Annotated in this window: 13 protein-coding genes and 1 riboswitch; of the genes, 9 read left to right on the top strand and 4 right to left on the bottom strand. The window is 49.5% G+C overall.

From position 1 onward, the window contains the following. Positions 1-45: 45 nt before the first annotated feature. Positions 46-489 (bottom strand): Fur family transcriptional regulator, encoded by a 444-nt coding sequence (locus K384_RS08615; RefSeq protein ID WP_038031442.1) that lies wholly within the window; start codon positions 487-489, stop codon positions 46-48. Positions 490-709: 220 nt separating this feature from the next. Between K384_RS08615 and nhaD the strand changes: the two genes are divergently transcribed. From nhaD to K384_RS08585, 6 genes are all read left to right on the top strand, one after another. Next, complete coding sequence (gene nhaD, locus K384_RS08610) at positions 710-2,017, top strand: sodium:proton antiporter NhaD (RefSeq protein ID WP_038031441.1); 1,308 nt, start codon at positions 710-712, stop codon at positions 2,015-2,017. 316 nt (positions 2,018-2,333) lie between these two features. Continuing rightward, a complete protein-coding gene (locus K384_RS08605; RefSeq protein ID WP_038031440.1) occupies positions 2,334-2,528 on the top strand; it encodes a hypothetical protein in 195 nt (64 codons plus the stop codon). 71 nt (positions 2,529-2,599) lie between these two features. Beyond that, the gene (locus K384_RS08600) at positions 2,600-3,340 is read left to right on the top strand and encodes an ABC transporter ATP-binding protein (protein ID WP_051633270.1); all 741 of its coding nucleotides are present in this window, start codon (positions 2,600-2,602) and stop codon (positions 3,338-3,340) included. Between the two features lies 1 nt (position 3,341). Next, a complete protein-coding gene (locus K384_RS08595) occupies positions 3,342-4,091 on the top strand; it encodes a hypothetical protein (RefSeq protein WP_038031439.1) in 750 nt (249 codons plus the stop codon). Between the two features lie 7 nt (positions 4,092-4,098). Further along, entirely contained in the window at positions 4,099-4,827 is a 729-nt protein-coding gene (locus K384_RS08590) for a hypothetical protein (protein ID WP_038031438.1), read from the top strand. 2 nt (positions 4,828-4,829) lie between these two features. Continuing rightward, the gene (locus tag K384_RS08585; protein WP_157630107.1) at positions 4,830-5,336 is read left to right on the top strand and encodes a hypothetical protein; all 507 of its coding nucleotides are present in this window, start codon (positions 4,830-4,832) and stop codon (positions 5,334-5,336) included. Positions 5,337-5,487: 151 nt separating this feature from the next. Here K384_RS08585 and K384_RS08580 read toward each other — a convergent pair whose 3' ends face one another. From K384_RS08580 to K384_RS08570, 3 genes are read right to left on the bottom strand one after another with little or no spacing between them, the layout of a single operon-like run. Then, positions 5,488-6,864: a M28 family peptidase gene (locus K384_RS08580; protein ID WP_157630106.1), complete on the bottom strand. Its 1,377-nt coding sequence runs from the start codon at positions 6,862-6,864 to the stop codon at positions 5,488-5,490. Beyond that, the gene (locus K384_RS08575) at positions 6,861-8,048 is read right to left on the bottom strand and encodes a PepSY-associated TM helix domain-containing protein (RefSeq protein ID WP_169737640.1); all 1,188 of its coding nucleotides are present in this window, start codon (positions 8,046-8,048) and stop codon (positions 6,861-6,863) included. The genes K384_RS08580 and K384_RS08575 overlap by 4 nt, the downstream gene beginning before the upstream one ends. A gap of 36 nt (positions 8,049-8,084) precedes the next feature. Continuing rightward, on the bottom strand, positions 8,085-10,421 hold the full coding sequence (locus tag K384_RS08570; RefSeq protein WP_038031436.1) for a TonB-dependent receptor: 2,337 nt from the start codon (positions 10,419-10,421) through the stop codon (positions 8,085-8,087). Between the two features lie 327 nt (positions 10,422-10,748). Here K384_RS08570 and K384_RS08565 point away from each other — a divergent pair, with 327 nt between their 5' ends. From K384_RS08565 to K384_RS08555, 3 genes are all read left to right on the top strand, one after another. Continuing rightward, entirely contained in the window at positions 10,749-11,486 is a 738-nt protein-coding gene (locus K384_RS08565; protein WP_038031435.1) for a hypothetical protein, read from the top strand. 118 nt (positions 11,487-11,604) lie between these two features. Beyond that, a riboswitch (SAM riboswitch) is annotated at positions 11,605-11,713 on the top strand. A gap of 266 nt (positions 11,714-11,979) precedes the next feature. Further along, a complete protein-coding gene (locus K384_RS08560) occupies positions 11,980-13,293 on the top strand; it encodes an O-acetylhomoserine aminocarboxypropyltransferase/cysteine synthase family protein (protein ID WP_038031434.1) in 1,314 nt (437 codons plus the stop codon). Positions 13,294-13,297: 4 nt separating this feature from the next. After that, the gene (locus K384_RS08555; RefSeq protein WP_051633268.1) at positions 13,298-14,341 is read left to right on the top strand and encodes a homoserine O-acetyltransferase family protein; all 1,044 of its coding nucleotides are present in this window, start codon (positions 13,298-13,300) and stop codon (positions 14,339-14,341) included. The last annotated feature ends 14 nt before the right edge of the window (positions 14,342-14,355 follow it).

The following is a 14,355-nucleotide window of genomic DNA, read 5'->3' as shown; positions in this document are numbered from 1 at the left end:
TGGTTTGATTTGAATAAAAACGATTCCGGTTAAATGAAAAAGAAGTTATGCTTCTGTATCCGGCTTGGATGCCTGACGGCGCGCGGTGATTTGCAGCTGCACACCTACAACCTCCAAGCCGGGCAATTGTTTCTTTTTTAAGTATTCTGCAAGCAAGGCATTCAGCTCGGCATCATCCCAATCCATAATTTCGCCGGTGTCTTCGCAAAAAATATGGTGGTGCATGTCCATGCGGGCATCGAAACGCAGGGTGCCGTCTTCGCATGGCACACGGCGAATCAAGCCTTTTTCTACAAAAGTATCCAGTGTTTTATAGACCGTTCCCAAAGAGATGGTCGGATGGTCGGGTAAAATAATACGGTACAATTGCTCGGCACTTAAATGTTGGCGGCTATCATGCAGCGCCTTATATATTACCAAACGTTGCTGGGTTGCCTTTAAGCCTGCCTCTGCCAATTTCCCCTGAATATCAACTAAACGAATGCTCACTGCTAATAAGGAATTTATATTACTTCACACTTTTTTGCAAATCTACACATTAAACGCCGGACTGTCAAGTGAGGTTCCCTGTGACCCGCCGGGTCCATTGTTAAGGTCGTGCAAAAAAAACTATTTAAAGTCGCAACCTTACAACTGAATTTGCTTTTTTACAAATTGCCTGTAATTTTGGCTTGTCTTTCATCAGAGAACCAAATTTAAATATTTGTCTATGGAAATTGCTATCATATCCGTTTTTGTAGTGGGTTATCTTGGCATTGCTCTGGAGCACCCCATACGCATCAATAAAACAGCAACGGCGATCCTCACTGCTGCCATCTGCTGGACTATTTTTGCCCTCTTTTCGCACGATATTCACCACGTGGAAGAAGGACTTAGTGAGCACCTGAAAGAAGCCGCCGAAATTCTGTTTTTCTTGATGGGTGCCATGACCATCGTGGAATTCATAGATGTACATGAAGGGTTCCGCCTGATTACCGACCGCATACGCACCAAAGATGCCACAAGACTCCTTTGGATTATCTCTTTGGTTACCTTTTTCCTGTCGCCTATACTGGACAACCTCACCACTTCTATAGTGATGATGTCTTTGACACAAAAGCTCATCAGCGATCGTGAGCGTCGCCTTTTCTTCGGCGGTATGATAGTGATTGCTGCCAATGCAGGTGGTGCCTGGTCGCCCATGGGTGATGTAACCACCACCATGCTCTGGATTAAACAATTCATTACGGCACAAGGCGTGGTCACCTCTTTGTTCTTCCCCAGCCTGGTTTGCCTGCTGGTACCCCTGGCCGTTACTTCGCTCATGATGCCCAAGGCGGAAGTAGTACGCCCCGAGCACACCAAAGGCAGCAACGGCGAATATGAAAATCTTGCCGGCAGCCGCGCCATGCTCATCACGGGCATACTCGCACTTATTTCCGTGCCTGTATTCAAAACCATCACCCACTTGCCGCCCTATATGGGCATGATGTTGGGTTTGAGCATCGTTTGGATTGTATCGGAAGTAATCAACAGTGATAAAGACGAAGAAGAGCGCAAAGAGTTTTCGGCTGCCAAAGCTCTGTCCCGCATCGACACCGCCAGCATCCTTTTCTTCTTTGGTATTCTGCTTGCTATTGGCAGCTTGCAAGAGATTGGGGCTTTGCGTGCCATGGCCGAATGGCTGGACAATACACTGCACAACCCGGTATTTATCAACTTGATCATCGGCGTGCTTTCGGCTATCATCGATAACGTGCCTTTGGTTGCCGGTGCCATGGGGATGTATGACCTTGCCCCTGAGGGCATCTTTGCCACCGATGGTCTTTTCTGGGAATTTCTTGCTTATACTGCCGGTACCGGTGGCAGCCTGCTCATCATTGGCTCGGCGGCCGGCGTGGCAGTTATGGGCATGGAGAAAATAGACTTCATCTGGTATTTGCGAAAAATGACACTCTTGGCATTGATTGGTTATTTGGCCGGTGCTATAGTGTACTTGCTTATTGAGCACTTCGACACGGTGGCGGCTATGTTTTAAGGCTGCCGAAGAGCTACTTGTTAAAGCCTAAAAAACACATATAAAGCCTTCCTGCATAGGAAGGCTTTTGTATTTTATGGCAGGCGAAGCATTGAGATTGTTGCTATACTCCGGGGGAATATTCCTATCTCACCCCGGCTTTACTACAAAGCGGCTGCCGGCAGGCATCGCCCTCATGCAGCGCTTCATAAGCAGGGAAGCAGGATACAAGAAGAGTGAATAACATCTACAACATTTTGCAATAAAAAAAAATCACTAAAAAACTTGCAAGCATATATATATATATATATGCACTGTAAACCAAAATTCAACACATATGAAAAGGATCAAAAACATCTTAGCCTTAGCCCTGCTTGCAAGTGCAGCAGGCGTCCCCCATTTGTTCGCTCAAATCGAGTTAGAGCCTGTTGTTATTGAATGCACTAAGTTGGGAAGCTGCCAAATAGGTCTCTACACCGTAGATTTGTGGGAGTGCAACAGAAAGGTAGAGGCAGACGTGTATATCAAGTAAAATCAGGGCAGATAGCCGTTTGGCTTTTAAAGTGCAAACGGCTATCTTTTGACTTTAAACTTACCCCTACCATGTCTATATTGGATATACGCAAACTTTCCGTCAACCATAGCGGCAAACAACTACTCAAAAACATTGTGCTGCAGGTGCCAAGTGGGCAGGCTGTATGCATATTAGGAAAAAATGGCGCCGGGAAATCCACCCTAATGCGTGCACTGACCGGCTTTTACCCGCATTTCGAGGGCGATGCCATCGTAGCAGGCTGCTCGTTGCGTCATCACCCGCGCAGGAAATACATGCAGGGTATCGGCGGAATTATTGAAACGCCGGCACTATATGACCACCTGAGTGTGGAGGAGAACCTGCGGGTGGTTGCCCAATACTATCCCAAAGAAACCGGCATTACGGCAAACCGCATCCAAGAGGTGTTGGTTATGGTTGGCTTGCAAGATGAAAGACAAAAGCGTGTACGGGCGTTGTCACAGGGCAAGCGCCAACGCTTGGGCTTGGCTATTGCCATCTTGCACCGCCCCAAAGTGGTGCTACTCGATGAGCCCACCTCTAACCTGGACCCTGCTTTTATGCAGTCGTGGTATGCGCTCATCCGGCAACTGAAAGAAAAAGAGCAAATAAGCTTCCTCATCAACACCCATAACTTTCATGAGGTGGAGGAAGTAGCCGACAGCTGGGTAATCTTAAAGGAAGGCGAAATTGTTTTTCGAAGTGAAGACCCGGCAGCTGCCCAAGAAACGGACAGCCCCCTTCCTCTCAGCATAAAAGACATTTTCCTGGCAGTTCATCAAGAAGCATAATATGCGATATCTCAAAGCAGAGTATCTCAAACAGCGCCATACACTCACCCACAAGGCTTTACTACTATTGGTTGCTTTTGCACCTTGGATATACAGCCTGACCAAAGCTGCTAATTTCTGGCATTCGGCTTTTGCAAGGTGGCAAAATAATACCGGCTTCAAAGAGCCACTTGTCTATTTTCTCACCAAAGGATCTTGGGTGTTTGCCCCTTTATGGCTGATAGTCGTCCCCGCACTATGGCATGCTGCCATAAGCATAGACAAACCGTCCAAAGCACACTGGGCATTGCTATGGTGGATGCCCGTCCGCCCCGGAGAGGTATTTAAAAGCAAGCTGCTTTGGACAAGCCTGTGTACCATCATTTTATGGGTGGCATTTTCACTAAGTCTCGGCGGCTGTGTATTGTACTATGAGGAGGAGCTCCGGCATACTACGGCATTAGACTTTTGGCTATTTTGCCTGCGGCTTCTCCCCGTCTTGCTGCTTTACTTATGCTTTATAGTGGTGTTGTTTTTGTGGTTTCCACGCCACTGGCCCTTGCTTACAACCGGCAGTGTATTGCTTGCTTTGCTTTTGCCCACCCCGCCCGCCTACTTGCCTGCTGTCGTTTGGAACAGGGCATTTATCTTATCCGGCATGTCGCTTACCACCTTGACCGTCTTTTGGCTTTTGCTGCCGCCTGCTTTGCTTGCCTACACTCTCCTGATAGCTCAAAAGCACGCTCTTTTTTATTATACACTAAACAAATGAAACAAGTATGAAAAGCCTTTGGATAAAACGCTACCGTCATGCTTTAGCCGCAATTGCCACGAGCATGGCTTGTGCCCTGCTACTGATGCTTGTTTTGCTTTTTGCCAAGCAAGAAGCAAGTCCTTGGCTCAGTCCCCACATGCAGTGGGTCGTCTTCATCCCGGTATTTGCCATGGGGCTGATACCGCTTACACAGCTTGTCTTTTTTGCTTATTTCTACCTCTATGAACACACAGAAGCACGACAAAAAGGAAGACGAAGATACCTGCTGCTGCCTGTCAATTTTTTTGAGCTTTATCTTCATCGCCTGCAAGCCGGCACTTTACTGCTGGGTAGCTATTATCTGGTGATTATGCTTTTCTATGCTTTATTAAGCAGCCTGCTCAAAGGCTTTTCTTTGTCGCAAACTATACCGCTCTGTTTACAACTGGGGACCGGCTTTCTGGGCACCCAAATCGGCTATTTGTCTTTGGTGGTGTTGTTGTCTATGCTACTGCCGCCCACGCGCATATGGGGCGCCATCCAACTGCTTGCAGGCTTACTGCTTATCCCGGTACATGAGCTGCTGCCTTGCAGTACGGCATTCGGCTTTGCCAAGGCTTCGCTGGAGCTTATACAACGCCCCATGGCAGAGCTACTGCCCCCCTACCTCATAACAAGTCTCCTGTACTTGATGGCTTGTACGGCTATTGCCTATTTCAAAAGAAAAACATTGTTTCAACTATATACCCGATGAACATGCGACGCTTTCTCCCCGACATAGAAGCCATCGCTTGGATATGGCTTGCCCACGCACTTGTGTTTTTGTTGAACCACCTCTGGGACATAGAGCTCCCCGGGCTGCTCCTGCTTGCTTTCTTCTTGCTTGCCTACACAGCTACCGGCATACGGGTATTGTACCGTTCAGCTAAAGCACAAAGACGCAAACTCTTTTGGACCATCACCTTGAGTCTTTTTTTGGGCATGACCGCTTGGGACCTCAGCCGCTGGGCTTTTTATCATTGGGTAGAGCCCGATGCCAAAAGCCGGCAGGTAGAGCAAGCCATGGAACGATGGCAGGAGCGCTTTCGGCAAAGAGGCAGGACAGTGAGTCCGGAAGAAATAGAGGCGCAAAGAGAAAACTTCCTTGCCTCTTACGAGCAGCCCCTGCGCATAAGCTCGGTCGGAGGCAACTTATTCATGGCTTTTGTCATAGGCGGCATATGCATGGGGGTTGCCCCTGCCTTAGATGGCAAGAATTCATGAGCATGAATGCAGTGCGGGGTTCCCACAAACCACGATACCATATAAGCACCCATCTATTCTTTTCCTTTCAAGACAGGTAGAAAGCGATACACCCTGCCGGCTGCAACTGCCAACAGGGCGTGAGTACACCTTCTGTTTTTATATTTCAACCTTAGTGCAACAACCCTTGATTGGCAAGATAAACAAGGCTTGCCATGGCAGCAGCTCCCAGCGCCAATTCGCGCCGGTTGATTTTGTCGAAGGTATCGATGGCGGTATGATGGTAGTCGAAATAGCGCTGCGAATCGGGACGCAGGCCGGCCAAGATGGTTGCGCTGCCTTTCAGAGGGCTGATGTCGGCACCACTGCCGCCCAAGCGGAAGATATGCAGCCCATAGGGCTCCAAAGTATTTTTCAAAAGCGCTTGTATCCGGCGAAAATGCTCCGGCGCCATGTCGAAGCTAAAGCCACGGGGCGAAAAGCCGCCGGCATCGGACTCCAAAGCCAGCAAGTGATGCTCGCCGCGCTCGCGCGCCACACGGGCATATTCCATGCCGCCACGCAAACCGTTTTCTTCATTCATAAATAAAACCACACGCCAAGTGTAGCGCGGCTTTACCCCAAGCTTACGCAGTAGGCGTATGGCTTCCACAGACTGCACACAGCCGGCTCCATCGTCATGGGCACCGTCGCCGTTGTCCCAGGCATCGAGGTGGCCACCTACGGCAATGATGGTATCGCGCTGCGTGCCCCATACCTCTCCTATTACATTGTAAGAAAGCACATCGGGCAGCATGCGGCAATGGGTTTCAATAAAGAGGCGGGTGGACGGGTCTTGCCGCAATAAAGCACTGAGCTGCTCTGCCCCTTTGGTGCTAACTGCCACGGCCGGGATTGGCGGCACCCCTTCTTCATAGCGCAAAGAGCCGGTATGTGGCTCATCGTCGAGGGCGGTACCCACCGAGCGCACCACCACAGCCACTGCCCCCAACTTGGCAGCTTCCGAAGCGCCCAACACACGGTAACGCACTGCCTCGCCGTAAGCAGGGAACGTCTCTATATGATGCTGGTTCATGGGCACATTGAAGAACACTATTTTGCCCTCTACTTTTTTCCGCCCCAAAGCTTTGAGCTCGTCGAAGCTGTGCACTTCCACCACAGGTGCCGAAATGCCCCCTTCGCCTGTACCTACGGAGTTACCCAAAGCACATATGCGTAGGTCGATACTTCCACGGCGGTCAGACAAGGCGCGTGCTTCTTCTTTGTCGCCACGCACCCAGTGCGGCACCATCACCGGTTGCAAATAGACGGTATCGAAGGGCAAGGTATCCATAACCGCGCGCATGTATTCAACGGCAGCAGCGGCCTGTGGTGAGCCGCTCAAACGCCCACCGATGCGGTTGCTCAAATATTCCAAATAATTGTAAGCCACATGGCTGTCAAGCGCTTCATCATAGATTTTGCGAATCAAAAGAGAATCATTTTGCGCACGAAGCGGCTGTAATGCGCCAATCAACCATACGCCAAAGAGTAACAGTTGTTTCATCATGTTTTTTCTTTAAGAACGCCGGTGCGGTATGTTTTGGTACGTCCCTTGCCCTTGCGTTTCTTTTTATTCCGCCTACCCCACCAAATATAAAAGCCGGTAACGGGCAACATAGCCACCAGAAGGCTCACCACAAAAGCAAGCAGCTTGCCGGCAAAGCCGGCGATAGCCCCCACATGAATATCATAATTGGCGGTAATCAGTTTTTCGCCTGTATTTTTTTGCGCATGGGTTCTGTGCTTCAGCACCTCGCCGGTAGAGGGGTGTACATACAGTTGATGTAATACGGCGTATCGATGCTCTGTTTGTTGCACAGTAACTGCTAATGGCTTGTACTCTTGTGTGAGGGCAATACCGTAAGCGGCGGCGGCGGGATACAAGCGGCGGGCTGTGTCTAAGGCTTTTTGATAAGAGATTTTTTCTTGACGGAGCGTATCGGCAAAAGGCGGAGGGGCCAAATCGGGTGGCGTGGTGCTCATGCTTACCAACACATACACCAGCATGCGAAACCAGGGGAAAGCCCAAACCATACCGGTAAGAGCCAGCACCAAAGCCGGTATAAAAGCATAGAAGCCACCTATATTGTGTAAGTCATAATTTTTGCGTTTTCGTCCAGTGGTTTTCGTCCAGTAGAACCAAAATCTCTGCTTCCACCCTTTGTTGCTTTTGGGGTACCACAGCCACAAGCCGGTCAGCAGCAACAAAACAAACAAAAGCGTTGAATACCCCACAATGGGCTGCCCAATGTCATTATGCAGAAGCAAACTCCAATGCATCATCTTTACCAAGTGAAAGAAATCATACTTTTCGTTGATGACCTTCAGCACCTGTCCAGTAGCCGGATGCACATAGAGCGTATAATAAGCCTCTACAGTATCGAGATACCAAAAAGCGGTACCGGCATCTTCGGCTTGCTTATAAACCCGCAATTCCACACTGCGCCGCGGATGATTGTACACCACCACTTGATAGAACTGCATTTCATAGCGGCTTTGCACTTTGTGCAAAAGGGAGTCCAACGGCAGGGGGGGCTGTTCTTCTGCTGCCAACCAACGATAGTCACGGCGGAGGTAGTCTTTGACTTCGTCACTAAAAGCAAAGAGGGCCCCTGTAACGGCTACGATAAACACCACCAGCCCGGTGCCAAGACCGAGCCAGCGGTGTATGCTCAATATCAACTTCTTCACTGTTTCTACTGTCCTTATTTTAAGCTTTAATATTGACTAAAATCTGTAGTTCAAGGAGAAGCGGTAGTTGCGTCCGGGTTCGGTTTGCCAGTAGTAGAAGGCAGAGTAAGCACTTCCAGAATACAAATAGGCGTCTATAAGGTTGTTTACCTTTGCCATCAAAGTAACAGGACCCTTCTGCCAGCCGATGGAAGCATCCATGCGCCAGTAGTCGGGCAAGATAGACTGATTGTCTTCACCCCACGCCCAAGAAGAGCGCTCCCAAGCATGTTGCGAGCCTACTCCCACAAAGAAATGCTTGATGGCCGGCAGCTTAGTGAACTTGTACTCTGCCCACAGGTTTGCGGAATGGGTGGCATATCCCGGCAGCTTCTGCCCTACCTTGTTGGGGTCGGTGTCTTCTGAAATGCTCAAGTCGTTGAAGGCATAGTTTAGAAGTATGTAGAAGTCGTCGTTCAGGTTACCCTGCAAGTCAAATTCCACACCTTGTCCTTGCACTTCGCCCAGCTGAATGGAGTATTGGGGATTGTTGGGGTCAGCAGTCAACACATTTTCTTTTGTAATTTGGAAAGCCGACAAGGTAGCCTGCAGCTGATTGTTCAACAGGCTTGTTTTTATGCCGCCCTCCAGCAGGTTGGCATATATCGGGTCGAAAGCGTTGCCTTGTGCATCGGTACCTACTTGCGGCTGAAACGAACGGTCATAAAGAGCATAGACACTTAGTTGGTTCGAAGCCTTCCATAGCAACGATGCCCGCGGGCTCCATGCTTGGGAGCTTACTGTGTTTCCATAGCTCCATTCTCTCACATCGGTAAAACGCACACCCAGTGTCAAGAACAGATTAGAAAGCAGTGCAATCTCATCTTGCACAAAGATACTTTGACTTTGCTGCCCCACTTGGTTGAAACCGGCTCTAATACGCAAGTCTTTGCTGCGGTCAAACGTAGGAATAGAGTCAGCAGGTACGCCATATACCGGCTTGTAAATGTTGAAAGGCGTCATACCTGCCAAGAGAGCATTTTGGTTCCAATCTGCAAAATAAGATTTGTCATAAAAGTCGGCAGCTATCATCACATGATGCTGTACGGCAGCCGTTTGAAAGGCACCGTTTACAGTCACTTGTCCCATCTTAGAGGACTGCAGAGCATCCCAGATGCTCATGCCCCGCAGTACATCGCCGTTGGGTGCCACCTGCAAAGGCCAAAGCGTATTACCTTCTTGCTCGTAGCGGAAAATAGCCAGTTTGGCAGTGGCTGTCCAGTCTTTGGAAAGAGCTCTACGCAACTCCACCATGGCGTTGTGCTCGGCAATATGAGTCAACGGTAAATTGGGCTCCGCCAAGGTAAAGTCACGGTCCAGCTCCCCTATTTTGTTAGGCGAAAAAACATAAGCCGTGCCCAATGGCGTCATATCTGCCTGCTGATAAATATACTCAGCGGTAATCGAAGTGCGCTCGTCAATATCATAGCGTAAAGAAGGCATCAAAGTAAAGCGCTCGGAGTACTCATAAGGGCGATGCGACCCCTTGGTAGAAGCAGCTACATTCAGCCTATAATGCAGCTTGCGGTTGGGCAAGCTGCCGCCTACATCGAAAGCCGCCCGCAGGGTCTGAAAGCTGCCATACAGAAGTGATACCTCGTTAGAAGTAAGCGGTGAGGCTTTTTTGGTCACCACATTATAAAGCCCGCCCGCATCGCCCGAGGGTGCCAAGAAAGCAGCAGGTCCTTTCACAAACTCTATGCGTTCGACAATCGCCATGTCCTCACTCAGCGGTCCCCAGGGCATATCCACATTCAAACCGTTACGGAATGCCGGCACTTTGAATCCCCGCATATTGACACGGGCGAAGTTGCCCCAGTGCTCAATCAATTGGGCATTGCTCACGTTCTTGTTGACGCCCTCCAGCATTTCCACCACTTGTTGATGCTGCAGAAGCTGCTTGTCTATGAGCTGCACGTTTTGAGGAATCTCCAGAACGGCACGTTCCATACGCAAAGAAGGCGAAGACTGCGTGGGTGGCGCAGGCAGGCTTTTATTATCGGTTACTACCACCTCTTCCAAAGCGGCAATATCTGCCTGCAACTGCACTTTTATGCTCTTCGATTCGCCCTCACGAAGGGGAATGATTTGCTGCCACGCACGGAAACCGATAAAATGTACTTGCAGGGTATAAGTGCCCGGCGCCAGGTGTCGAAAGACAAAAGCTCCGGTCTCATCGCTGACGGCACTCAAACCCGCCTCCTTCAAATGGAGCTGAGCACCCGGCAACGGCTGCCCCTCATCATCATAAACTACGCCTTGCAAGCTACCTTGGGCGTATGCTCCCAAAGCAGTTGCAAGCAAAATCCAGAAAGTAAGTGTGATGTTTCTCATGATTAAGTTATTTTTATTTAGACTTGTTTTAAATTATGATGCAAATCAAAAGAAAGCCTACCAGAAAGACAAGTAGGCTTTATCAAAAAGAAAATATTTTCATGTATGAATGTCTATAAAAAAGTAACTATTATCCTCTTGCACCTTGCTTAAAAGCTCATGAAAAACATTAACACATAAACTTTCAATCGGGCATATTCGTAGGATATAGCCACTGAAAGTATATTTTGCAGCTCTCTCGTGTAAACTATATTGAGGGTGCCCATAAAGCCGATGATAGTGGGCAAAGGGACCCTCTCAGATTGACTTAACCACAGCAATAAAACAATGGAAGACAGGAACGCAAACTATCACGGAAAAAGCATCAAAAGACCAATAAGAGACTTAACTCCTTTTCCCGAAGATATATTTATACCTGCTCAAGCTTCGCTGGAAAATTATTTACTGCCCCTCATTTCCATAGACTTGGGCTTACTAAGGAGCGACTTACAGGGTACTACTGTGCATATTCTCAACCCGGTAGAACCTTACGAAGGCTTTATAGGAGAAGAAACAGCCGAGTTCCATAATGCATTTTGTGGGGAAAATTGGCTTACCTTGGAGCTCACAAAGGACAATAAATATCAATTTTTAGGTGATGAAGGCTACTTTTTATCGGCGCCTGTTCATAATCATAAAGACAAAATAGACGAACTCTTGCTTGAGCATATTAAAGAGGTAAAGGATACCTACCGGAAAGTAAAATCCGGCTATAAAAGCAAAGGGCAATTGTTGCCATGGCAAGCAGATAACCCGCAAGATTTTATCGACAGACTGGGCGGAGAGATTCACTACGGAAATTGGACGGACAGCGCTCTCCCTCCTCCCGCCTTTGATATGTTTTTTCACGAAACTGCCGGGGAAAACCTGCCCAGCGATGGAATTTCAATTTCCTATAAGGGCAACCATTTTTTTCTCGTTGCAGAAGTTGCCGGCTATCACTATTGTGGACATGGCGCCGACGCTATTTTAACATTTTACGAACCAGAAAGTCGTACTGTATTATTCACCTATGACTGGCGGTAAACGGGCAACTTACCCACAAGGTAAAGCGATTTTTTTAAAATAAATTTGCACAAGTCAGAAAGCTTATTTATCATTGCAGCATCGAACCTCTTACTTTTACTTTTTCACGAAAGTAAAAGGTTTATAGAGAAGCGCAGAGAGAACGGGCTCTGTGAAGCGCTGGCAACCTGCCGCACGGCAAGGTGCCAAATCCCGCCTAAATGAAGGTCATTTAGGAAATATAAACCGGAAAAGTCATGTTTCTTATCAACAAACACACTCAACACAAACACTCTTTCGCAGCTCTTGCAAGCAAGCATCTTCATGCCTCTCCCCGCTTCCGCATGATGCAGATGTGCTGTTGTTGTATGTAGTCAACCTCCCCCTCTTATCGCATCTTACCCCCTTAGGCATGATGCAGTAAATATACTGCATAACAGAGCATTGTTATTATCAAATAGCATTTTATTTAGTCTAAATAAATATTTGTTTCACTTCAAACCATCAACCAGCTATGAGTAATTACCGTTTCGAGACCCTTCAGTTGCATGCGGGACAAGAGCCCGACCCGGCCACCGGTGCCCGCGCCGTACCTATCTACCAAACCACCTCTTATGTGTTCAACGACGCCGAACATGGGGCGCGCCTGTTTGCACTGCAAGAGTTCGGCAACATCTACACCCGCATCATGAACCCCACCACTGATGTGTTCGAAAAGCGCATTGCCGCGCTCGAAGGTGGGGTGGCAGCCTTGGCAACAGCCTCAGGGCAAGCAGCCCAGTTCATCGCGCTTACCAACATTCTACAAGCCGGCGACAATTTCGTAACGACCTCCTATTTGTATGGTGGCACCTATAACCAGTTCAAAGTGAGCTTCAAGCGCCTGGGCATTGAAGCGCGCTTTGCCGAAGGCGATAAGGTAGAAAGTTTTGAACGTCTCATTGACGAAAAGACTAAAGCCATTTACTTGGAAACCATCGGCAACCCGGGCTTCAACATTCCTGACTTTGAAGCCATTGCCAAGCTGGCGGACCGGCACGGCATTCCCCTGGTAGTGGACAATACCTTTGGCGCGGCCGGCTATTTGTTCCGTCCTATTGACTACGGGGCGGCAGTAGTGACCGCTTCCGCTACCAAGTGGATTGGCGGACATGGCAATAGCATTGGCGGCATCATTGTGGACAGTGGGCGTTTCAACTGGGGCAACGGCAAGTTTCCCCAATTCACCGAGCCCTCGGAAGGCTACCACGGCTTGGTCTTTTGGGATGCTTTCGGCCCTGACAGTCCCTTTGGCAATATAGCTTTCATCATTCGTGCACGTGTGGAAGGGCTACGTGATTACGGTCCCAGCCTGAGTCCCTTCAATGCTTTCTTGCTGTTGCAGGGGTTGGAAACGCTTTCTTTGCGGGTACAGCGCCACGTGGACAACGCCTTGGCGCTGGCGCGCTGGCTCGAACAACACGAGCAGGTCGAGTATGTAAACTACCCCGGTTTGGAAAGCAGCCCCTATCACCAATTGGCGAAGAAGTATCTGCGCAACGGTTTCGGTGGGGTGCTCACCTTCGCCATCAAAGGAGGAAAAGAGAAAGCAGCTGCCTTTATCAATCATTTGAAACTGGCCAGCCACTTGGCCAACGTGGGCGATGCCAAAACGCTCGTGATTCATCCGGCTTCTACTACACACCAGCAGTTGAGCGAAGCGGAGCAACGAAGCGCCGGCGTAGAGCCCAATTTGATACGTGTATCTGTGGGTATCGAACATATCGACGACATCATCGCCGACTTTGAGCAGGCTTTTGAAAAAATAAGCACAGCAGTGACCGTCTAAAAGCATGTTAAAGACCTTCCAATATCAAGCACCTTTTATTACCGAGTGTGGCGATACCCTCGAGGGGCTTACGCTGGCATACCGCACCTACGGGCAGCTGAATGCAAACGCCGACAATGTGGTGTGGGTATGCCACGCCCTCACGGGCAGCGCAGACGTTGACCGTTGGTGGGCAGGGCTCTTTGGCAAAGGGCGCCTGCTCGACCCAAGCCGGCAATTTATCGTTTGCGCCAATATGCTTGGCTCGTGCTACGGCTCGACCAACCCGCTGTCTCCCAATCCTTCAACCGGCACACCTTACTATTATGACTTTCCTGTACTTACCAACCGGGATATTATGCGGGGATTCGAGTTGCTGCGCCGCCACTTGGGCATCCGCCGCATTCGCTGCCTTATTGGGGGGTCTATGGGTGGGCAACAGGCACTCGAATGGCTGATAGAAGCCCCTGAGCTGTTCGATTCGGCTTATTTGATTGCCTGCAATGCCCGCCATTCTCCTTGGGGCATTGCTTTCAATGAAGCGCAACGCATGGCTATAGAAGCCGACAGCAGCTGGGGGCAACGCACGCCCGGTGCCGGGCTCAAAGGCATGGAAGCTGCCCGTGCTTGTGCCATGCTTTCCTACCGCCACTACCAGACCTATGCGCTCACGCAGAGCGACGCAGAGGGGTGCCCTCCCACAGGCAACTTCCGGGCTGCCTCCTATCAAAAGTATCAAGGCAAGAAGTTGCGTGAACGCTTCCATGCGTTCAGTTATTGGTGGTTGTCGAAAGCCATGGACAGCCACGACGTGGGACGTGGGCGGGGCGGTGTGGAAGCAGCGCTGGCGCGCATACGTGCGCAGGTGCTGGTGCTGGGCATCAGTACCGACATCCTGTTTCCGCTTGCCGAGCAGCAACTGCTCGCAAACTACATTCCTCATGCACATTTGCGCATTTTGCATTCGGTATATGGACACGACGCCTTCTTGATTGAGACGGATGCCGTCGAGCGCTTTTACTTCGATTGCTTTGCCCAAACCGAAAGTTGTTTGTTTCCTGTGTCATAGGTGAAGCTACCACT

Origin of the sequence: Thermonema rossianum DSM 10300 (genome assembly GCF_000426825.1) — a bacterium.
In the GTDB taxonomy this organism is placed as follows: domain Bacteria; phylum Bacteroidota; class Bacteroidia; order Cytophagales; family Thermonemataceae; genus Thermonema; species Thermonema rossianum.
The sequence above is the reverse complement of the archived record's forward strand: the minus strand, read 5'-3'. Positions and strand labels throughout refer to the sequence as shown.

Bases quoted from the DNA above. Each gene is read 5' to 3' on its own strand.
- nhaD (WP_038031441.1), top strand. From the start codon at position 710: ATGGAAATTGCTATCATATCCGTTTTTGTAGTGGGTTATCTTGGCATT.
- K384_RS08605 (WP_038031440.1), top strand. From the start codon at position 2,334: ATGAAAAGGATCAAAAACATCTTAGCCTTAGCCCTGCTTGCAAGTGCA.
- K384_RS08600 (WP_051633270.1), top strand. From the start codon at position 2,600: ATGTCTATATTGGATATACGCAAACTTTCCGTCAACCATAGCGGCAAA.
- K384_RS08595 (WP_038031439.1), top strand. From the start codon at position 3,342: ATGCGATATCTCAAAGCAGAGTATCTCAAACAGCGCCATACACTCACC.
- K384_RS08590 (WP_038031438.1), top strand. From the start codon at position 4,099: ATGAAAAGCCTTTGGATAAAACGCTACCGTCATGCTTTAGCCGCAATT.
- K384_RS08585 (WP_157630107.1), top strand. From the start codon at position 4,830: ATGCGACGCTTTCTCCCCGACATAGAAGCCATCGCTTGGATATGGCTT.
- K384_RS08580 (WP_157630106.1), bottom strand. From the start codon at position 6,864: ATGATGAAACAACTGTTACTCTTTGGCGTATGGTTGATTGGCGCATTA.
- K384_RS08570 (WP_038031436.1), bottom strand. From the start codon at position 10,421: ATGAGAAACATCACACTTACTTTCTGGATTTTGCTTGCAACTGCTTTG.
- K384_RS08565 (WP_038031435.1), top strand. From the start codon at position 10,749: ATGGAAGACAGGAACGCAAACTATCACGGAAAAAGCATCAAAAGACCA.
- K384_RS08560 (WP_038031434.1), top strand. From the start codon at position 11,980: ATGAGTAATTACCGTTTCGAGACCCTTCAGTTGCATGCGGGACAAGAG.
- K384_RS08555 (WP_051633268.1), top strand. From the start codon at position 13,298: ATGTTAAAGACCTTCCAATATCAAGCACCTTTTATTACCGAGTGTGGC.